This is a genomic window from Neisseria flavescens, from assembly GCF_001618065.1.
Lineage (GTDB): Bacteria > Pseudomonadota > Gammaproteobacteria > Burkholderiales > Neisseriaceae > Neisseria > Neisseria flavescens_A.
Genome location: NZ_LAEI01000058.1, coordinates 1 through 20,559 on the forward strand (window position 1 = coordinate 1; position 20,559 = coordinate 20,559).

Sequence of the window (20,559 nt, forward strand, 5' to 3'; positions counted from 1 at the left end):
ATGTGTTTGGCGATCATGGCTTGGGCGGTTTGTTGAAAGAAGGTGGTCATGGAAAATCCCCTAAATGTCTTGGTGGGAATTTAGGGGATTTTGGGGAATTTTGCAAAGGTCTCAGGCCGTCTGAAAATGAATTTCAGACGGCATTTATTTTCGTAATGTGATGATTCAGGCTCTTAATGACCTTGTTTTGGAGAGTTTTGTTCTTTTGCTTTGATTCGTTTTCCGCGTTTGTATTTGGCTTTGTTTGGGGTGTTTTCTTCGCAATGTATTTTTGTGTTTTTCTTAAGGTATATGCTTGGTCGTTATCCGTTTGAGTTGTCTCGGCACATGGCGGGAATCATCATCGGATCCAGTGTTCCGCCGCATTGCCAGTTAAACAACCAAGTCGAGTCATTGTTAATTCGATAAGGAGTCAGGGTCAGGACTTTGCCTTTGTTTTGCCCTTTATCGAAAGGAATGCTGATTTTGCCTGTATCTGCTTCTACGGTTACGCCACCGTTTTGGATGTATGTGCCGCCGATGCGTTGAGCAGTAACGCCGATTATGCCTTGTTTGCTGACATCTTCTGCATTGGGCAGGCGGTTATTTACCGCTGAAGCGATGCTGATTTCGGTTTTCAGGTCATCGGCAAGGTATAGTGCTTCGGAGGCTTGTGCCCTGCCGATATAGTTTTGGTAGGTAGGCACGGCGACAACAACCAGAATACCGAGGATGGCGATCACTATCATCAGCTCAATCAGGGTAAAACCTTTTTGGGCTTGAAATGGGGTATTCATTTGAGTGTATCGTTTTCAAGTTTTTTATTTTTATAAAGCAAATCCCATAACCGCGTTATGGGATTTGCTTATATTTTAGACTGCAATACCAATATTAGCGGCAGTTAGCAGGAACGTGTTTAGGTTCGCCACCAGTAAATTTACAACTCCAACTCAAAGGAGCTTCTGAATCTGAGGTACCTGCTGTGGCACCATTTTGACTTGGGGTCAATGTGAATACTGGATCTTCTGTTGCACCAGTGGCTTGGGTGGTAACTGTAATTACCCCACCATTTGCAATGTCAATACTCTTAACATATTTAGTTGGTACAAATTTGTAGCCTGTATTACCCATTTTGGCTTTATCAGTTGTACCAGTAGTATAGGCTGTAACACTACTTAAGCCATCAAGAGCAGCAGCTGTTTCGGCTACAGCTAATTTAGCAGGTTCAGCTAATCCCAAGCCTTCAGATACTTTGGCGCGGATAGTGTAGTCTTGGTACGCAGGCAGAGCGATTACGGCCAAGATGCCCAAGATGGCGATAACGATCATCAATTCGATCAGGGTGAAACCTTTTTGGATTGCTTTCATTGATTAAAACTCCAGTTTGAAAGTGTGAATAATTATGTTTAAGTAAAAAGTCCGTAATGTGCTTGGCACTATGTATTATGAGTAAACCATAAAGTAAGAAGGAATATACAGCTTCCGTCGGGCTTGCTGCTTTGAGGCTTGGGCCTTATCGGACGTGTTGTTCCAAGCAGTCGGTGTGCCAAGTGCGCAAAACTGATTAAAAAAATTATTTTTTATTTTTTGTTTATTGTTTTTATTGGAATTATTTTTTGATTTTTAAGTTTTGTGTGGTTTTGTTTGAAAGTTTCAGAATTTTAGGGAAATTGGGTGGTTGACGTTTTTTGTCAGTTTTGTGTTTTTTGTGACAGGGAGTGTGTGCGAGTTTGGGTGTGTGACGTTTTTTGTCAGAAATTAAGCTTGTTCAATAATATGTTAATTGATTTAGATAGACGGTATCTTTATGGATTAATCGGTAGGTTTAATATTTTGTGATTTTATTTTTTTGTTTTTATGGGTTTTATTTTGTATGCGTATTTTGTTTGAATATGAATGGGGAAAAGATTTGGCAGGAAGGATTTTTAAGGAGGGTTTGGTGTAATAGGTGAATGAAAATTTGTTATTAGAATTATATTCATATAGGTTATGATTTTGGAATGTAGTTTTATGTCAGAAGGAAGTTTTGGTTCGCATTTTAAGGCTTTGGATTTCTTGAGTGTTTGAGAAGGGTATATTCAGGATGTTTATAATTTGGATGTGATTAGGGTGAGCAAAAAATGCTCACCCTATGTTTTTAAGATGTTCAGACGGCCTTTATGGGGTTAAGACTTCGATCAATGCCTGTTTTAGGGTGTTTTGGGTTTGCGGGTCTTGTAGGGATGGGCTGTAGGTAATGAAGCTGTCCTCAATGCGCTGATCCAAGGTGGTGATTTTGGCGTAGCGCAGGCTGATGTTGTGTGCGAAGAAGGTCTCGGCGATGTCGGCGAGGAGGTGGGGGCGGTTGACGGCGGTGATGTCTATGGTGTGCCAGCCGGGATAATCTTCTTCGGGGGTGATGATTACGGTAGGCAGAATAGGAATATGGCGGATGCGGCGACTGATGTGTGGGCGGCCGCTTTGTTTTTTGACGGTGGTATTGCCGTGGATGAAGCTGTTGAGTTCGGCTTCGAGTGCGCTTTGGCGGTCGGGATATTCTTCGGGCGGGAGATTGTCGGGAAGTTGCAGGATAAAGGTGTCGAGGATGTAGTCGTGCTCGGTAATGAAGGCGCGGGCGGCTTGGATGTCGAAACGGTGGCTGCTGAAGATGCGGCAGAGGCGTGCAAAGAGGCGGTCACCATTGGGCATGAACACCATGACTTGAAGGCTGTTGCTTTGGGGAAGGATGCGGCTGCGGACGGCCGGACTTTCGGTGTCGTAGGCGAGGTTTGCGGTGTGCCAGAGGATTTCCCGTGTCTGATGGCGGACGTAGTATGCGCTGCCGAGTATGCGGCGGAGTTTTTGTTGGTTTTTGAGGGGAACGGCCGCGCGCGTGAGCTGATCGGTCGAGGCTTGTTCGCGTCGGTTGGGGAGGCGTTCGGGATCGTGGTGTTTGCTGTTTAAAACGGCGGCGGTGCTGTGGTAGAGGGTTTGGAGCAGGCTGGCGCGCCATGTGTTCCAAAGTTTGGGGTTGGTGCCGCGGATGTCGGCAATGGTAAGCAGGTAGAGTGCGTCGAGGTATTCGCGTGTGGGAATGCGGCGGCAGAAAGCTTGGAGGACATGGGGATCTTGGATGTCTTCTTTTTGGGCAACAGTGGACATGAGCAGGTGGTTTTCAACCAGCCATGCGAGGAGGTGGCTTTCTTCTTCGGTGTAGTAGTGGTTGGCGGCGAATTGTTGTGCGTCTTTGATGCCTTCGTTGGCGTGATCGCCGCCACGGCCTTTGGCGATGTCGTGCAGCAGGGCGGCGGTGTAGAGGACATATGGTCGCGGATAGGCCTGCATGATGGCGCTGGCCTCGGGCATTTCGTGGCTGTGGGTTTCGATGGCGAGACGGCGCATATTGCGGACGACGGTCAGGATGTGGTCGTCTACGGGGTAAATATGGAAGAGGTCGTGTTGGAGCAGGCCGGTGATTTTTTCCCATGCGGGGAGATAGCGGCCAAGTACGCCGTAGAGGTTGAGAAAACGGAGGGTTTGGGTAAGGCCGGTGCCGTGTTTGAAGAATTGGATGAAGCGGCGACGGTTTTCTGGATTTTGGGTGAAACGGGTGTTGATTTTTCGTGTGGCCGCCCACCATGCACGCAGGGTTTGCGGCTCGATGGTGGTGATGTTTTGCTCCTGCATGGTTTGGATGATGGTGAAGATGTGTTCAGGATTTTGTTCAAACAGGGCAAGGTCGTTGGCGGCGATTTGGTGGCCGATGCGTTTGTAGTGGCTGTCGATGGGGTGGATATGTTGGGGACGGCTGGAGGTTTGATGGTTTTTGAGAACCGGAATGAGGATGCCGTTGAGTTGTTTGATGGCTTTGGTGGCGCGGTAGAAGGTGTGCATCAGGGCTTCGCTTCTGCCGCGGATGTCGGGTTGGGTATAGCCTAAGCTTTCGGCAACTTGGGATTGGTAGTCGAAAAGCAGCCTATCTTCGGGGCGGTCGGCGGTAAGGTGGAGGTGAATACGGATATTGGCGAGACGGCGGTAGCCATGGGCCAGCATGCCGGCTTCGGTGCGTGTAAGGACGCCGGCGGTAACGAGGGCGGTGGGGTTGCTGTCTATGCCTTGTGCTTTGGCTGTCCAGATAAGGGTGTGGATGTCGCGCAGGCCGCCGGGGCAGGTTTTGATGTTGGGTTCGAGTTGTGCGCCTGTGCCTTGGGATTTGGTATGGCGTTGCTCCATTTCGAGGAGTTTGGCTTCGATAAAGGCGGCTGTGTCGCGGCGTGTGTTGAGTTTGTTTAGAAGTTGGGTGGTAAGGTTGGTATTGCCTTGGAGATAGCGCGCTTCTAGAAAGGCGGTTTCACCGGTAATGTCGTTTTGGGTGCTTTGGAGGATTTCTTCTATGCTGCCGCTTTTGATGGCCGGATTGAGGCGTGCGTCCCAAAGGGTTTGGATAAATTGGGTGGTTTGTTGTTGCAGGTCGTCTGAAAAAGGAGTGGAGGAAATAATCGCTAAGTCCCAGTCGGAATGGGGGTAGAGTTCACAACGTCCGAAGCCGCCGATGGCAATCAGACTGATGTCATTGCTGTTGGGGAAATGGATTTGCCAGAGGGTTTGCAGCAGGGTTTCGGCAGCGGCGATATGGTCGCGGAAGTAAGCGGTAGGGCGGTTGTTTTGGCGGTAGGCAGTTTCTGCTGTGGCTTTTTGCTGCCGGTAGGTTTGAATGGCTTGTTGGGCGGCGGTCATGATGGTATCTGGCTGTGAATTAGGCTTGGGTGTCGGCAGGCTCGGTCATTTGGCGGAGCATTTCTTGTGGTGGAAGGAGAAGTTTGTAAGGGGCGATTTTGAGTGCAGATGCGATTTTTTCAATGTTGGAAAGGGCGATGTTCCAGCGTTTGCGTTCGACGGCGGAGACGTAGGTGCGGTCGAGTCCGCATTGGCGTGCGAGTTCTTCTTGCGACCAGCCGTAGTTGACGCGGTATAGGCGCATGTTGTAGGCGATAACGGCACGGAGGTCTTGCGGATCGGGCAGGCTGGGAGGGGGAGTGAGTTTGTTGACCATGGTATTTTGGGTTCGTGGTTTGAATGATAAGGGGATTTTATACTATTTTTGTGAGGGGAAAGGAAAGGCCGTCTGAAAGTTTTCAGACGGCCTTAAAGGGGGTAGGTATAAAAAAAGGGGGTGGCTTTCGGCCACACCCAAACACACACACATCAAGAGGAAAGAAAAATCATTTAATAAGAGAGCTGGCTCTTATAGAGGAAAACTGGAGGATTCGGGCTTGGCCCTGAAGTATTGAAAGGCATTATAAATGAAAATAGGGTTGGGGTATTGATACAGGTCAATTCGGGCTTGATTTAGAAAATATATTTTTAGGATAGTGGAAATAAATTAAAAATAAGGTTTGATTGTGAATAAAAGTTATCAGGCCGTCTGAAAAATGGGTTTCAGACGGCCTGATCGGTTTAAAGGCTGCTACTTACTATATAAATTAAGTATTAAGCCAAACCTTTATCTTTGGCTTCTTGCAGGCGGGCTTCAAAGTTGCTGAGGTTGACACCTGCCTGTTCGGCTGCGGCAACTACTTCGGCTACAGATGCGCCGTGTTGCACTTGATGATAACCCCAAAGCAGGGAGCAGCGAGTGCCTGTGCGGCAGAAGGCAAGAATGGGAGCCGGGGATTGTTGCAACAGATTTTGGAAGGCTGCAACATCGGCTGCGTTGATTTGAGGCGCAACGACGGGTTGGTGGGAAAATTGGTTGATGTCGGCCTCTTTAAACCAGTTTTGCACTTCGGCAAAAGCTGGTTGGTTTTCTTCTTCGCCGTCCGGGCGGTTGCAGATGACGGTTTGGATACCGAGACGTACGGCTTCTTGGACATCGGCTTCGGTCAGTTGAGGGGCGATATAGAGGGTGTCGGTCAGTTTACGGATGGGCATAGTTTTTCCTTTCTTTATATTAAATGGATATGTTGATTTCAGACGGCCTAGGATGTGGCAGGCCGTCTGAAGTTTTATTTAATGATTGTACAACCAGTTTTCGAGTTTTTGTCGATCGGTAATGTGCAGCAGGGCGGTATTGGCTTCTGCTGCTTGAACTGTGATGCTGGTTTCGCGCAACAGGCCTTGGCGGAAGAAATGGATGGTGGTGCGCGTTCCGATAGGCAGTTTGCTCCACTGCGTTGCAAGGTCGTTGCAGGCATAGCCGCCTAGGGCGATGATTTTGTCTTGCGGGCAGAGTCCGGCATTTTCTGCGCTGCCGCCATTAAATACATGAGTCAGGACGGCATGGTCGCTGTTTTGTTTGAAACGTGCGCCCAAATCGTTGGCGGGGGCAACCGATTGGGGTTCGCTGGCAAATGCTCCGCCGTGCTGGCGTGGCAGGGGAATAAAGTCGAGTTTGACACCTACGCTTTGCAGGCATTCTACGAGCGGAAGGTTATCGGTGCTGTATAAGGCCGTCTGAAAGAAGGTTTCTAAATCTAAACCGGTCATTTCTTGGCAACGGGATTGCCAGTGTTTTTCTGGTATGCCTTGATGGGTGTTGCACCAGTCGCGATAGTGTTGCTGCATCACGCTGTCGAGGGTGTATTTGCCTTGGCTTTTTTCACGGATGATAAGGTCGAGGCAAAGTGCGGCCAGTGCGCCTTTTTGATAGTAGCTGACAATGGCGTTGGGGCTGTTTTCGTCTTGTTTGTAGAACTTGTCCCATGCGCTGAAACTGGATTGAGCAAGTGTTTGTTTTAGACGGCCTTGTGTCTGCTGGACGCGTGTGATGCCTTGTGCAAGCAGGGTAAGGTAGGCTTCGGGGCTGATGGTTTTGCTTCGGGCAAGAAAGAGGTCGTCGTAGTAGGAGGTAATGCCTTCAAATGCCCAAAGTTGCTCGGTGTAGTTTTCTTGGTCGAGGTTGTAAGGTGCGAATACGGCTGGTTTGATGGATTTGACGTTCCATGCGTGGAAGTATTCGTGGGAGAAAAGGCCGAGCAATTCGGTATAGGCTTTGTCGGCTTCGCCCATATCGTAAGATGGCAGACTGTGGCGGTCGGCGAGTAGGGCGGTGCTGCTGATGTGTTCCAGTCCGCCATAAAGGTTGTCGCCTAGATGTAATAGGAAAAGGTATTCGGAAAACGGGGCAGGGGAGGGGAACATCGCTAACTCGGTTTCGCAGATTTTTTGAATATCGGCGAGGAAGCGGGCTCGGTCAAAATCGGGATAGATACCGCTTAATGCAATACGGTGTGGGATACCTTGTGCTTCAAATTCGAGAAATTCGATGATGCCTGTTTCAACCGGGTGGTCGATAAGCTCGGCGTATGAGGCCGTCTGAAAAGTGGTTGCCGAGGTTTGGGGCAGTGTGGTAGCTATCTGCCATGTGTGGGGCAAGGTGGAAAATTCGATTTGATGTGGCCGGTATTCTTGTCCGTGGACTTTTAAGAAGAGGCATGCGCCGTCGAAAAAGCCGCGCTCGGTACTGAGGAATGAGCCGCGAACTGATAAGTCGAATGCGTAAACAGTGTAGTAAATTTCCCACGCTCCGCTGAGGGCAGGGGTTTGCCAATGGTTTTTGCTGGTTTGCGTCAGTGGCTGGGCTTTGCTGTTGCAACGCGCGCTGATGTGCGTGATGTGGCGGGCAAAGTCACGGATGAGGTAGCTGCCGGGAACCCAGTTCGGCAGGCTGATTTCTGTTTCAGAATCATTGGTTTGAGTGAATGATAAGGTGATGTGCCATTCATGAGACAGAAAGTTGGGGGTAATTTTGTAATTAATCATGGCTATTGGTTAATTTGCTAAAGTTTATTAAGAGGAAGGGGTTTTAAAGGGTAGGTTTAATCTATATCAATAAAACTGTACGAAAAAGGGGGCTTGAAAAAATGCTGTGCCCGATTTATTGGATATGTTTAAATAATTTCTTGATTATAAAAGAAATGAGATTATGTCTCACTAAAGGTTTTATGCAATATGGAATGTAATTTTGCTTGGCATGTTGTGGTGTCTATGTTAAATTTAGAAAAATTTGAGCCTTGGCCGTATTGCGCTTTTCGTAAATGCAGGGGTTAGGGTGAGATAAAAATTTTTTATACCCATAATTTATGGAGACTTCCATGGACACACAAACTTATAACTACAAAGTGGTGCGCCAGTTCGCCATCATGACTGTAGTTTGGGGTATTGTGGGCATGTTGGTCGGCGTTATCGTCGCTGCCCAGCTTTTTGCTCCGGCCCTCGATTTATCCAATATCGGACCTTGGTTCCACTTCGGTCGCCTGCGTCCTCTGCACACCAATGCGGTTATTTTTGCATTCGGCGGTTGCGGTTTGATCGGTACATCATACTACGTTGTTCAACGTACATGTAATACCCGTCTGTTTGGCGGTTGGTTGCCTGCATTTACCTTCTGGGGTTGGCAGGCCGTTATCGTAGCTGCGGCCATCAGCTTGCCTATGGGTTACACCCAAGGTAAAGAATACGCCGAGTTGGAATGGCCTATCGACATTTTGATTACGCTGGTGTGGGTTGCCTACGCAATCGTATTCTTCGGTACGATTGCCAAACGTAAAATCAAACATATTTACGTTGCCAACTGGTTCTACGGCGGCTTTATTTTGGCCGTTGCGCTGTTGCACATCGTCAATAATATCAGCATCCCTGCCGGTTTGATGAAATCTTATCCGGTTTACGCAGGTGCGATTGATGCGATGGTTCAATGGTGGTATGGCCACAATGCGGTGGGCTTTTTCCTGACAGCCGGCTTCTTGGGTATGATGTACTATTTCGTACCTAAACAAGCGGGCCGTCCGATTTACTCTTACCGCTTGTCCGTCGTTCACTTCTGGGCTTTGATTTTCACTTATATGTGGGCTGGTTCTCACCACTTGCACTACACTGCATTGCCTGACTGGACTCAATCTTTGGGTATGGTATTGTCTTTGATCCTGTTTGCACCTTCTTGGGGCGGTATGATCAACGGTATCATGACTCTGTCCGGCGCATGGGACAAACTGCGTACCGACCCGATTTTGAAATTCTTGATCGTTTCTCTGTCTTTCTACGGTATGTCTACCTTCGAAGGCCCGATGATGTCTATCAAAACCGTTAACGCTCTGAGCCACTACACCGACTGGACTGTTGCACACGTTCACGCCGGCGCATTGGGCTGGGTGGGCTTTGTAACCATCGGTTCCGTTTACTATATGATTCCCCGCTTGTTCGGCAAAAATGAAATGTACAGCACCAAATTGGTTGAGGCGCATTTCTGGATCGCGACTATCGGCGTGGTTCTGTATATCGCTGCAATGTGGATTGCCGGCGTAATGCAAGGTCTGATGTGGGGTTCTTTGAATGACGACGGCACGCTGACTTATTCCTTCGTTGAATCCGTAAAACGTACCATGCCTTACTACATGATTCGTTCACCGGCGGTCTTCTGTACCTGAGCGGTATGTGCATCATGGCATATAACGTTTACCGTACTGCTATCAGTGGTAAAGCAGTTGATGCTGAGATTCCTGCGGTTTCTCAAACTCAACACCACTAATGACAAGAAAGATAGGCTACCAAAATGAAATTACAACAATTAGCTGAAGAAAAAGTCGGTGTACTGATTGTATTCACCCTGCTTGTAGTCAGCGTCGGCCTTCTGATTGAGGCTGTTCCGCTGTTCTTCACCAAGGCAGTTACCGAACCTGCACCCGGCGTGAAACCATATAATGCCCTGCAAGTGGCCGGTCGCGATATTTATGTGCGCGAAGGCTGCTACAACTGCCACTCTCAAATGATTCGTCCATTCCGTGCAGAAACTGAACGTTACGGTCATTACTCTGTTGCCGGTGAGTCTGTTTATGACCATCCGTTCCAATGGGGTTCTAAACGTACCGGTCCGGATTTGGCTCGTGTTGGCGGCCGTTATTCCGATGAATGGCACCGCATCCACCTGCTGAACCCGCGCGACGTTGTGCCGGAGTCCAATATGCCTGCATTCCCATGGCTCGCACGCAATAAAGTCGATGCCGAGGCAACTGTGGCGCATATGAAAGCCCTGCGTAAAGTGGGTACACCTTACAGCGATGAAGAAATTGCCAAAGCACCTGAAATGCTGGCTAACAAATCAGAGCTGGACGCTGTTATTGCCTATCTGCAAGGCTTGGGCTTGGCATTGAAAAACGTAAGGTAACATCATGGACGCTAACTGGGCTCGCTCGCTCTTTACTGTTTGGGTATTTATCAGCTTTATTTTAGTTCTCTATATTGTGTTCAATAGACGCAATAAGAAAAACTATGACGATGCTGCCAGCAGTATTTTCGATAATGACGAACAAAGGCCGTCTGAAAAGGACGATCAAGCTCAGTCAGTCCGTGATCACGGAGCAAAATAATGAACACAACATCCCAATTTACCAGTAGTTTCTGGAGTATATATATTGCCGTTATCGTCGTGCTCAGCTTCATCGGCCTGGCTTGGCTTCTGCTTTCGCAAAACGTTGTGAAACGCCCTAAAAAAGGCGAAGAAGTAAAAACCACAGGTCATGAGTGGGACGGTATTTCGGAGTACAACAACCCTCTGCCACGTTGGTGGTTTTGGCTTTATGTCTGCACATGGCTGTTTGGCGTCGGCTACCTGATTATGTATCCAGGTATCGGCGATTACAAAGGCCTGTGGGGCTGGAGCAGCCATGGTCAATATGAAGAAGAAGTTGCCAAAGCCAATCAGCAATACGGTAAAGTGTATGCTAAATTTTCCAATATGCCGATTGAGAAAGTGGCTAAAGACCCTGAAGCCCGTGCTATTGCACAAAACCTTTTCAATACCTACTGTATCCAATGTCACGGCTCAGATGCCAAAGGCTCCAAAGGCTTCCCGAATTTGACCGACGACGATTGGTTGTGGGGTGGCGAACCTGAAAAAATTCAGGAAACCATTGAAAAAGGCCGTACTGCCTCTATGCCGGCATGGGGTCCTGCTTTGGGTGAAGAAGGCGTGAAAAACGTAACACAATATGTTATGTCCCTTTCTAAACCTAAAGGTCAATACGACGAAGAACGTGCAGAGCGCGGTAAAGCCCTGTTTAGCGGCCCACCTGCCAACTGTTTCACTTGTCACGGCGATAAAGGTCAAGGTATACAAGGTCTTGGTCCAAACCTGACCGACGATGTATGGTTGTGGGGCGGTACTCAAAAAGCGATTACCGAAACCATTACCAACGGCCGAAGCAGCCAAATGCCTGCTTGGGGTCACTTCCTCGACAAAGACAAGCTGCACATCATGACCGCTTATGTTTGGGGTTTGTCCAACAAAGACGGTAAAAAAGCTCCTGCTAAAAAAGCTGAGCCTGCTCCGGTAGCTCAACCTGCCGATGCTTCTGCTCCGGCGGCTGCTTCGGCTCCTGCTGCCGATAAAGCTGCTTCAGATGCTAAAGCTGCTCCGGCTGCTGAAGCCAAACCTGCTGAAAAAGCAGAAGCAGCTCCGGTTAAGGTAGACGGCAAAGCTGTTTTTGAAGCCAACTGTAAAACATGTCATGGCGGTATGATTCCGGGTGCACCTGCTGTCGGTAAAAAAGACGACTGGGCTCCTCGAATTAAGCAAGGTAAAGATACTTTGCACAAACACGCGCTTGAAGGTTTTAATTCAATGCCTGCCAAAGGCGGCAACAGCAGCTTGAGTGACGATGAGGTTAAAGCGGCTGTAGACTTTATGGCAAATGAGTCCGGTGCAAAATTCTAATTTTGAGTCGGATTAGAAAAAGCGTACCTAATAAGGTACGCTTTTTTATATTTGATAAAACCAATAAGAGAAGACATATCAAAGAGATGAAATATATAAGGCCGTCTGAAACATTCAGACGGCCTTTGTTCTTGTTTCAACCAAGATTAATCAATCCAAAGTGGACGTACTGCGTTTCAGGAACCATTCGCTGAAAGGCCACTCGACGCTGTCGAGTAAGTTTTTGGTAATTAACCCCAGTTCCGTATCTCCTTCGATTTGCAATTTACGGTTGAAAAATAAGGTATCGGGATCTTCCTCGCGCATCATCATGCGCATGAAGTCTATACCGTTGGCGGCCAGCCTCAGATCGGGGGCACCGCTGAAGTTGTCGTCCAGGAATTTTTCCGTATCGGCACTAAACCGCACTTTGATACCGGCATCCAAAACTTCGATTTCGAATTTTCTTCCGGCAAAAAGTTCCATATCGGCAGGTAGTAAACCTTTTTTCAGCATGGTATTCAATACGGAGACCAAAACAAAGCGTGGAGGTTTGCCGGGAAGTTTGGTACCGATTTTTGCCATCCATTTGGGTAATATGATTTCAGGCAGCGCCATAATATGCCTCCTTCACGGTTTCAATACCGGGCTGACCGCGCCAATAGCCATCAACCAGTGTTCCGGTAGTCAGTTGTTCCAACTCGGGGCGGACATCTTCCCATGTGGCTTTTCCGTCCAATACATCGCGGTGAATTTGGATAATTTCAGCCATGCCGTGCATTTGTGGCGACAGTCTGAGCATATTCACGCCGATTTTATTTAAGTCTTCATGGTGGGGCAGTAGGTTTTGGCAGCCGTAAGACATGGTTTGGATGCCGTTTATGGTGAGAAACGGCTGGCCTTCGCGCGTATTCATGGCCATACCGTGCTCGTGGTCGAGGCAGCGGAACTCGCAACTGTCTTTATTCAAATTGTAATGGCGGGCGGTAAAGCAACGTGATGAATAGGCAAGCGGCATTTTGCCCCAAGCGAAGAGTTCGGTTTCAATGCCGTCTGAAGCCTTGATGATTTCGGCAACCTTATCGCGGCTCAGCTCGGACGGTGCAATCCAGCGGAATGCCCCTAATTTTCGGAATACGTCCAAAGTAGTTTCGTTGTAGATATTCAGGCTTGCGCCGGCAACAAACGGGATGCCATGTTCGCGTGCCAATTTGACCGCACCCATGTCGTTGGTTTCAACTTTAAACTTTCCCTGCTCCGTGATTTTGCGCAGGCGTTTCAGATCGGATTCGCTTTCAAGCAGGACTTGTGAAGAAAGAATAATCTCCTTACCGCTTTCCGCCAAGTCTTCAGCCAGTCCGAACCAGTCGGCAAAGCGCATTTTCTGACGGCGTGAGCAGACTACCTCACCCAAATAAACAGTGTCCAACGGCGTATCCAGCATGGAAACGTAAAATTCTAGCAGGGCTTCTTTTTGCCAGAAAAATAAAATAGGGCCCAGCGACAATTTCAATGAATTCATTTTCTTCCCCTTATTTCCATGGGCGGTTGTATGCGCCCAAAGTTGTCTGATGACCTTCCGAAACTTTGCTCAAGGCATTGTTCCAGGACGGATTGACTTTGAAATGCGACGGGTCGGTTGCGGCTGCATCCAGTGCTTGGCGCAGGGATTTGGTTACTTGCGCCGTATACATCGGACTGCGTTGGCGTCCCTCGATTTTGATGGCGGATACACCGATTTTGATGAGTTCGGGCAACATTTCCAAAACATTCAGGCTGGTCGGTTCTTCCAAAGCATAGTAGGTTTCATCATTGACTTCAAAGCGGCCTTTGCACAAGGTTGGATAACCTGCCGGTTCATTGGGTTTGTATTGGTCTATCAATACCTGGTTTAGACGTACGTTCATGCGGTCGGGCAGTTGTTCCCAGCGGACGGATTTTGCCGGAGAGCAGACACCTTGCATATTGGGCGATTCGCCTGTTGCATAGCTCGACAAGATGCAACGGCCTTCCACCATCACACACAAACTGCCGAAACCAAAGACTTCAATTTCCACATCAGTATTGTCAATCACATGTTTGACCTGATCGATGGTCAGCACGCGCGGCAAAACGGCACGACGGATGCCGAACAGCTCTTTCATCATATTGATGGCTTCGTAATTGGTGGCCGAACCTTGTACCGACATATGCAGGCGTAAATTCGGATGTTTGTCTGCCGCATACGCCATGATGGCGGGGTCGGCAACAATAATCGCATCGGCACCCAAATCCGCCGCCGTATCCACAGCAGCGTGCCAACGCTCCACTTGGCCGGCTTGTGCGAATGTATTGATGGCCATCAGTACATTGCGCCCGCGCGCATGGGCGTAAGCTACGCCTTCCCGCGCAGATTTCATATCGAAATTCAGTCCCGGAAAGTTTCGTGCATTGGTCGCATCTTTCAAACCTATGTAAACCGTGTCCGCACCGTTGTCCACAGCGGTTTTCAGTGCAGGCAGATTGCCGGCGGGGCAGACCAATTCTGGAATTTTCTGCATTTTGTGTTCCTCGTCTTGATGATAACCTCTATCGGGTTAATCAATATTTTGTAGAATTCCGGATATTTTATGGATTAATGACACAAGATATGCTGACTTAAATCAAATCGAAAAATTCAGGTTGACGTAGACATATTGTTTACAAAATCTTAACAGACGTTGTTTTTTATATATTTCATGTGCTTAAAAATTTTGATGACGGATTTTGTTTCAAAATCGGCTTATGTTTTTAACTATCGTATTTATTAATTTTTACAATAATGGTGATAGAAAAATGAAAAAAGGCCGTCTGAAAATTTGGTTTCAGACGGCCTTTCGCTTTAAAGGGGTAGATTTAAGAGAAACCCAAGCGTTTATCGGGTCGGGTAAACACAAAAATAAACAGAGAAGTTAACGCGCCCAAAGTATCGGCAAGCATGTCTTTTTGCGCGTCCCAAATATCGCCTTGAGAACCCAAGAATTCCAGTCCGGCCTCTCCGCCGTCGATGACGGCATATTGCCATTCAATGATTTCATAGGCGGCAGCCACGCTCATAATGAAGAATAGGGAGAAAAATAAGGCCAACGGCAGGTTGCACAGTTTGCGGCGCAGCAGCCATTCAGCCATTGGATAGGCATAAAAGCCGATGATGTAATGGGCAATACGGTCGTAATGATTGCGGTTTTCGCCCAAAATTGGTTCAAAAAAGCGGTTGATGGATTCAAACGGTACATCGGCAAAAGTGTAGTATGCACCGATGGAATGCATGATCAGCCAGAAACTCATGAATAAGTAGGCCAGGTTGCTGAAGCGGAAAATGCGGTAGGTGGCAACCAGAAGGAAGAATACGGATGCTACGGGAATGATTTCGGCGTACCAGACCGCGCGGTCATGGGGATTGATACCTGACCAAACAATAAGGGAGAAGATAATCGTAGCAAGAAAAATGGGAAAGATTGGAGAGGGTTTATTCATGTTGTGTGTATGTAGTAATAATGGGCGCGTATTGTATAACGAATTGGCAGGGCTGGCAGTTTTAGACATTCAAGGCCGTCTGAAAACAGCTTTCAGACGGCCTGAAGTTTAGCCGTTCCAGAAATAACGGGCGATATGAAAGAACACGGGTGCGGCAAAACAAATCGAATCCACGCGGTCAAGCATGCCACCGTGGCCGCGTATCATATTGCCCCAGTCTTTGACACCGTAATCGCGTTTGATGGCAGACATAACCAGGCCGCCAAAGAAGCCCATCAGGCAGACGATAAAGCCGATAACGGCCGCTTGGCCGTGGGAGAACGGTGTAATCGGTGCCATCAGCGCGGCAATGGCCGTTGCCGATAAAATACCGCCGACAGTGCCGGAAATGGTTTTGGACGGGGAAAGCGAGGGCATGATTTTTGCACCGCCAATCAGTTTGCCCCAAACGTATTGCAATACATCCGATACTTGCACTACGCCAATCAGGAAGATCAGCAACAGGATATTGTTGCTATTATCGAAGCCGTCCAAGTCTAGAAACATCAGCGCCGGAACATGGGACAGACAGAAGATGCAAATCATCGCCATCCATTGCGTTTTGGCGGCGCGTTCCAAAAAATGCGCGGTTTGGCCGCTGAGGCTGGCAATAATCGGCAGTATCAAAAAGCCGTAAACCGGAATAAAAATGCTGAACATACCGTACCAGCCGTCATAGACGAAATAGTATTGCACCGGCAGCAGCAGGTAAAAGCAGACCACCATGCTGTAATAGTCGCTGCGTCGGCGATAGACAAGGGTCATAAACTCGCGCAGTGCGGCAAATGAAATCAGGAAAAACAGTACAACCGTCCCGATTTTTCCGAACCAAAACGCGCCCAGCAACACCAACGTCATCAGCCACCATGCGTAAATACGGGCGTTGAGGTTGGCAATGGTGGCATTATCTGCGCCGTTTTTGCGCTTGAGCCATTGTCCGATGATGCTGGCAAAACACAATACGGCAAATACGCCGACAAAAATATAGCTGGCTTGCGGAGTCAGATGAGCGGCGGCTTGTTCGACAATGATTTGTTGGGAAGTCGTAGAAAGGCTCATGCTTGTCCTCCTTTGTTTTGCTGAACTTCAGATTCATTTTGGCAAAGTTCGCTGCGGTCGTTTTCAGACGGCCTGAGTGCCAGCAATGCTTCACGGCTGCGTGTCAAAAAGCTGTCTTTGTCTTCGTTTTCTTGCAAGGTAAGCGGCTGTCCGATATGGACTTCACACAAAAGCGGTATAGGCAGGATTTTGCCTTTGGGCAGTACGCGGCTGATGTTGTCTATCCAAATCGGCACAAATTCGGTATTGGGTTTGCTTTTCGCCAGATGATAAATGCCGGACTTGAACGGCAGCAGGATGGTGTTGTCGTCAATATTACGCGTGCCTTCAGGGAAAATAATCAAGGAGTCGCCTGCGTTCAGCGCGTCTTTCATCTGTTCGGTAATCGCTTGCGGATTATCGCTATGGCGCGGAATCAGCAAGGCATTGAAAACGTTTTGAATGATGAAGCGTTTGAGTTTGCTCGTCAGCCAGTAATCCGAACCGGCGACAGGGCGCGTGGACAAGCGCCAGCGGCGGGGCAGAGAAATCCACACCAATACAAAATCGCCATGGCTGCCGTGATTGGCGTAATAGACTTTTTGGTGCTGATTGAATGTCAGCTCGCGCGGGCTTTTAGGGCGTACGCCCGTAAGAAAAGAGACCGACAGGCATAAGGCTTGGTCGGTCAGCCAGGCAAGTTGTTTTTTGAGGAAGTTTTTCATTGTTTCTGCCTTTTGAAATGAGATACCGCTCTAGATTTGGTTTGGGTAAATCAGCAAAAATAATCAAATGCTTTGGATAAGCAAAATTAAAAATTGTGCGGCGGTCAGGTATAAGCTTTTGCGCCATAAGGAAAGTGCGCCGTTTATCCGTTGGGTCAAAGTACGGCTGCCTGAAGTTTGACGCAAACCGTTTTGCTGTAAGGCGTGGTCAAAGTCTTCAGGAGAGTAGCGGTTGTCGGCAAAGTCTTGGAATACGCGGCGGTCAAAGTGAATGCGGATATGGCAGTACAACAAAACCGCTGCCAAGACAAGTTGCACCGCAAACCATGCGCCGCCATATTTTGCCGACAAGGCGAGCAGCAGAGCGTTGCAGGCGGCAACATAATGTGCGGTAGAGAGCAGGTGGGCAGTAATACGGCTATCAGTTACGTTGTCCATCATTATCCTTGTTTTAAACGGTTGGCCGCAGCTTCAACTGCTTGGGCGGTGGCCGGCGATAATACCATTTGCGGCCGAGCCTGTTTGAGTTCGGCCTTCGCTTGCGCCAAGTTTTTGCAGCCACCATAGACCAGCAGCCACGTCAGCACCACTGCGGCACTTCTTCCATAACCCAAAGCGCAACATACCAGCACTTTGCCGTGTTTTTGGCGCAAGGTTTCCAATATCAAGGCCGTCTGAACCAAATCGTTTTCAGACGGCGTTACCATATCCAGTAAAGGCAGAGTGCGATATTCTCCTTGATAGCTACGGCAGGGATATTCGGCGCATACATCCAATACGGCAGGCAGATGATTTGAAATTCCCAAAATGCTGCCAATCAATACATCATTGCGGACTTGTGCCGTTTTCGCGTTACCACGTAACCAATACGCCATGTTGAGCCGTACGCCCACCAGATAAGGCAACAGCAAAACCGTCGCTGCCGCCGATAGTTTACCGTTAGCCTGTTTTTGGAATATGTTTGCATTTCCAGTCAAATAGGCAAAGGCCACCATCAGCAAAGACACGCTCATCCATATCAACCACAGCCATGCACCACCCAGCAGCGTAGGCAAAGCCATCAAACACGCACCAAGCAAATACAGAAGCGCAATCTTTCTTGAGCGTACATCATGCGATCCCAGTCTTAACGGCGAAGTCATCTGATGCGGGAAAGCCCACAACACCAGCCAGCCAAGCAATGCTCCGGTCGGCACGTCAATAAAATGATGTTGATAAGTTGTCAGTACCGACAAGGCAATCAGGCTTTGCCATAAGAAAAGCGGCAGGCGGATTTTAGGAAAGCGCGTCCAATAAAATGCACCACGATAATTGCCAACGCAATATGCAAAGATGGCGCTTGGTTATATGGCAAATACAAATGCAGCCAATGAATACAAACAGCCAGCCTGATAGCCCATCGGCAGGCGGTTTAGGCCACCCGAAACTCAGCGGAAACAGCACAAAGCAAACAGTCGCAATCAGTTGGGCGGCTACAAGGTGCGCTACATATCGGTTTTGTTCATGTGTATCACGGCAAAGAAAAAATGCCGCGGCATACATCAGGTTCAGCGACCAATAAGGTACAATCGTCCATGCCCAAAACGGAATATTGCTCTCCCATGCAAAAGCGATTTCAGGCACATAGTCCAGCGATGCCGCATAATGGTTGGAGAAGCCGTAGCTAGTGTAAAACAGGATACCGACTGAAATCAGCTTGAGCAGGGAGGTTTTGAGGGAGGGTTTCATGGATAGGTACATGGTTTAAATAAGGCCGTCTGAAAGTTAAAAAAATGTTCAGACGGCCTGTATTTTATTATTTCTTCACAGCTAGACTCACGGTGAAAATACCGTCTTCGTCTATCCATTGATGGATTTTTTCAAAACCGGCTTTTTCAACCAACTGATCCATTTCCTGCTGACTGCGGCGGCGCATTACCCAGTTTGGGCTGCCTGCTTTGTGGCTGGTCAGGGCGCGGGCAATCATTTCCAGTTGCGGATGCCACGGCTGGCCGGTGTAAATCAGGTAGCCGCCCGTTTCAATGGCTTCACCGAAGCCGTAGAGCGAGTTCAAAATCAAATCGTTGTCGGAAAACAATTCGTGCAGGCCGGAGACGATACCCAGCGTTGGACGCGGCTGTAAATCGTGATAATTGGCGCGGTCGTAGGCATTGACCTCGTTAAAGGTAACCGTGTCTTGCAAGCCGCGTTCTGCAATCAGCTTGCGGCCGGCTTCAACATTAATCGGACTGTAATCACGCAGGCGTACGGAATCAGGCAATGTGTCGGCAGTCAAAGCATCCAATACATAGCGGCCATGACCGGACGCAATATCTAAAACGTGTACAGGTTTGCCTGCTTCACGCAGTTTGGCAGAGGCCGTCTGAATGGCTTTGCCGATATTGACTTTGCGTTGGCGAATGCCGCGCCAGCCGATGGCGTTGAGATAGTATTTGTCCACCCATACACCGAAAGCGTTGCTGCCTTGTGGTTGATTGCGGTAGACGTAATCCAGCGTGCTGCCCGAATCAAAACCTGTTTTTTGACCAATTCTCAAGCCTTCACTCCAGCGCGAACCCAGTTTGAGCGAGGCGCGATATGTTGCCCAAAATGCGCCACGAGGCGTACAAATAGGCAAAGGCGTTGCCAGTTCGTCAGCTTCGCGACGGCTGTCTCCGAACAAGTGCGCTTGAGTCAGATCGACTTGTTGCAAAGGCTGATTGAAACGCTCGCGGATAAAACGGCGCATTTCAACAAAAGCAATTTCACGGTCTTGCTCGCCTAACGTGTCGTGATAGAAACCGGGCAATATATGGCGTTCTTTAATATGGCTGCCCAAACGGTTGTAGAAATCGTGTTGCGGTTTGTGATGAACGACCCAATCGCTGCCTGAAATCAACAGTTGTATAGGCGTAGTAATCGCTTGTGCATCGGCAACGACGCGTTCAGCGGCTTCGTATAAACCAAGCAGGATGCGCACAGAAATAGCGCGGGCAATCAGCGGATCATTGTCGTAGCTTTTTTGACGTTCGACATTGTGGGTCAGATAGTGGGCTTTGACGTAGCTGTTGACAAAGAAATTGCCACGCCATTTTTGCATGATTTTCAAACCGGTACGGGCAAACGGAACATAGAGTTTGACTTTGAACGCAGGCGAAGCCAATACGGCGCAACGGATCTTCGGCGCGTAATCGTGCAACCAAGTAGAAACCAATACCGCACCGACACTTTGCGCAATCACACAAATGTTTTCAGGTTTGATACCGTATTTGCTTTGAATGTGTCGGATAAAATCGTCCACATCTGAAACCGAAGTGCCGATACTCGGACTATCGCCGCGTTCACCAGGGCTGTAACCATGACCACGTGCGTCCCAAGCAAAATAGGCAAAATCATCAAAATCCAACTCGTCCGCCACAAACATCATCCGGCCGGAGTGCTCATGTCCGCGATGGAACAGCACAATGGCTTTGTCGGAAGAACCATCGGCAGCAGGGCGATAGCGGTAGAAAAGCGAAGTACCGTCTTGGGTAGAAAAGTATTTTTGCTGTTCGGACATGAGAAACTCCTAATAGTCATATTTTTTGAACAGTATCATGACATATCGAATAAATGCAATGACTATCCTATAGACGG

General features: G+C 48.5%; 17 protein-coding genes and 2 pseudogenes. 4 read left to right on the forward strand and 15 right to left on the reverse strand.

What is annotated here, in order from left to right; translation table 11 throughout:
* Positions 1–302: 302 nt before the first annotated feature.
* The 6 genes from TW89_RS08875 to TW89_RS08900 form a co-directional block, all read right to left on the reverse strand.
* Positions 303–776 (reverse strand): pilin, encoded by a 474-nt coding sequence (locus tag TW89_RS08875; RefSeq protein WP_128581195.1) that lies wholly within the window; start codon positions 774–776, stop codon positions 303–305.
* A 94-nt stretch (positions 777–870) separates the two neighbouring features.
* Positions 871–1,347: a pilin gene (locus TW89_RS08880; protein WP_128581197.1), complete on the reverse strand. Its 477-nt coding sequence runs from the start codon at positions 1,345–1,347 to the stop codon at positions 871–873.
* Between the two features lie 789 nt (positions 1,348–2,136).
* Complete coding sequence (gene glnD / locus TW89_RS08885; protein ID WP_128581198.1) at positions 2,137–4,695, reverse strand: [protein-PII] uridylyltransferase; 2,559 nt, start codon at positions 4,693–4,695, stop codon at positions 2,137–2,139.
* Between the two features lie 19 nt (positions 4,696–4,714).
* Positions 4,715–5,011, reverse strand: a complete 297-nt coding sequence (locus TW89_RS08890) for a helix-turn-helix domain-containing protein (RefSeq protein ID WP_128581199.1) — start codon at positions 5,009–5,011, stop codon at positions 4,715–4,717.
* A gap of 437 nt (positions 5,012–5,448) precedes the next feature.
* Positions 5,449–5,889 (reverse strand): TIGR01244 family sulfur transferase, encoded by a 441-nt coding sequence (locus tag TW89_RS08895; RefSeq protein WP_128581200.1) that lies wholly within the window; start codon positions 5,887–5,889, stop codon positions 5,449–5,451.
* A gap of 78 nt (positions 5,890–5,967) precedes the next feature.
* A complete protein-coding gene (locus TW89_RS08900; protein WP_128581201.1) occupies positions 5,968–7,719 on the reverse strand; it encodes a M61 family metallopeptidase in 1,752 nt (583 codons plus the stop codon).
* Between the two features lie 332 nt (positions 7,720–8,051).
* Here TW89_RS08900 and ccoN point away from each other — a divergent pair.
* From ccoN to ccoP, 4 genes and pseudogenes are all read left to right on the forward strand, one after another.
* Positions 8,052–9,484 (forward strand): annotated as a pseudogene (gene ccoN, locus TW89_RS08905) (cytochrome-c oxidase, cbb3-type subunit I).
* Between the two features lie 24 nt (positions 9,485–9,508).
* The gene (gene ccoO / locus TW89_RS08910; RefSeq protein WP_003748778.1) at positions 9,509–10,120 is read left to right on the forward strand and encodes a cytochrome-c oxidase, cbb3-type subunit II; all 612 of its coding nucleotides are present in this window, start codon (positions 9,509–9,511) and stop codon (positions 10,118–10,120) included.
* A gap of 4 nt (positions 10,121–10,124) precedes the next feature.
* Positions 10,125–10,322 carry a cbb3-type cytochrome oxidase subunit 3 gene (locus TW89_RS08915; protein WP_003748776.1) on the forward strand — a complete coding sequence of 66 codons (198 nt, stop codon included), beginning with the start codon at positions 10,125–10,127 and terminating at the stop codon, positions 10,320–10,322.
* Positions 10,322–11,668, forward strand: a complete 1,347-nt coding sequence (gene ccoP / locus TW89_RS08920) for a cytochrome-c oxidase, cbb3-type subunit III (RefSeq protein WP_128581203.1) — start codon at positions 10,322–10,324, stop codon at positions 11,666–11,668. Before TW89_RS08915 ends, ccoP begins: the two co-directional genes overlap by 1 nt.
* 150 nt (positions 11,669–11,818) lie before the next feature.
* Here the strand turns inward: ccoP and ubiT are convergent, their stop codons facing one another.
* The 9 genes and pseudogenes from ubiT to TW89_RS08965 form a co-directional block, all read right to left on the reverse strand.
* Complete coding sequence (gene ubiT, locus TW89_RS08925) at positions 11,819–12,265, reverse strand: ubiquinone anaerobic biosynthesis accessory factor UbiT (RefSeq protein ID WP_049323906.1); 447 nt, start codon at positions 12,263–12,265, stop codon at positions 11,819–11,821.
* Entirely contained in the window at positions 12,252–13,169 is a 918-nt protein-coding gene (locus TW89_RS08930) for a U32 family peptidase (protein WP_128581205.1), read from the reverse strand. Before TW89_RS08930 ends, ubiT begins: the two co-directional genes overlap by 14 nt.
* Before the next feature lie 10 nt (positions 13,170–13,179).
* Positions 13,180–14,187, reverse strand: coding sequence for a ubiquinone anaerobic biosynthesis protein UbiU (gene ubiU / locus TW89_RS08935; RefSeq protein ID WP_128581206.1), 1,008 nt, complete (start codon positions 14,185–14,187; stop codon positions 13,180–13,182).
* A 334-nt stretch (positions 14,188–14,521) separates the two neighbouring features.
* Positions 14,522–15,142, reverse strand: a complete 621-nt coding sequence (locus TW89_RS08940; protein WP_128581207.1) for a DUF2238 domain-containing protein — start codon at positions 15,140–15,142, stop codon at positions 14,522–14,524.
* Positions 15,143–15,250: 108 nt separating this feature from the next.
* The gene (locus TW89_RS08945) at positions 15,251–16,240 is read right to left on the reverse strand and encodes a phosphatidate cytidylyltransferase (protein ID WP_128581209.1); all 990 of its coding nucleotides are present in this window, start codon (positions 16,238–16,240) and stop codon (positions 15,251–15,253) included.
* Positions 16,237–16,944: a lysophospholipid acyltransferase family protein gene (locus TW89_RS08950; RefSeq protein WP_128581210.1), complete on the reverse strand. Its 708-nt coding sequence runs from the start codon at positions 16,942–16,944 to the stop codon at positions 16,237–16,239. The genes TW89_RS08945 and TW89_RS08950 overlap by 4 nt, the downstream gene beginning before the upstream one ends.
* A 63-nt stretch (positions 16,945–17,007) precedes the next feature.
* Positions 17,008–17,382 (reverse strand): hypothetical protein, encoded by a 375-nt coding sequence (locus tag TW89_RS08955; protein WP_128581252.1) that lies wholly within the window; start codon positions 17,380–17,382, stop codon positions 17,008–17,010.
* A gap of 2 nt (positions 17,383–17,384) precedes the next feature.
* Positions 17,385–18,672: pseudogene (locus tag TW89_RS08960) on the reverse strand (phosphatase PAP2/dual specificity phosphatase family protein).
* 67 nt (positions 18,673–18,739) lie between these two features.
* Positions 18,740–20,482, reverse strand: coding sequence for a bifunctional alpha/beta hydrolase/class I SAM-dependent methyltransferase (locus tag TW89_RS08965; protein WP_128581212.1), 1,743 nt, complete (start codon positions 20,480–20,482; stop codon positions 18,740–18,742).
* Positions 20,483–20,559: the final 77 nt, after the last annotated feature.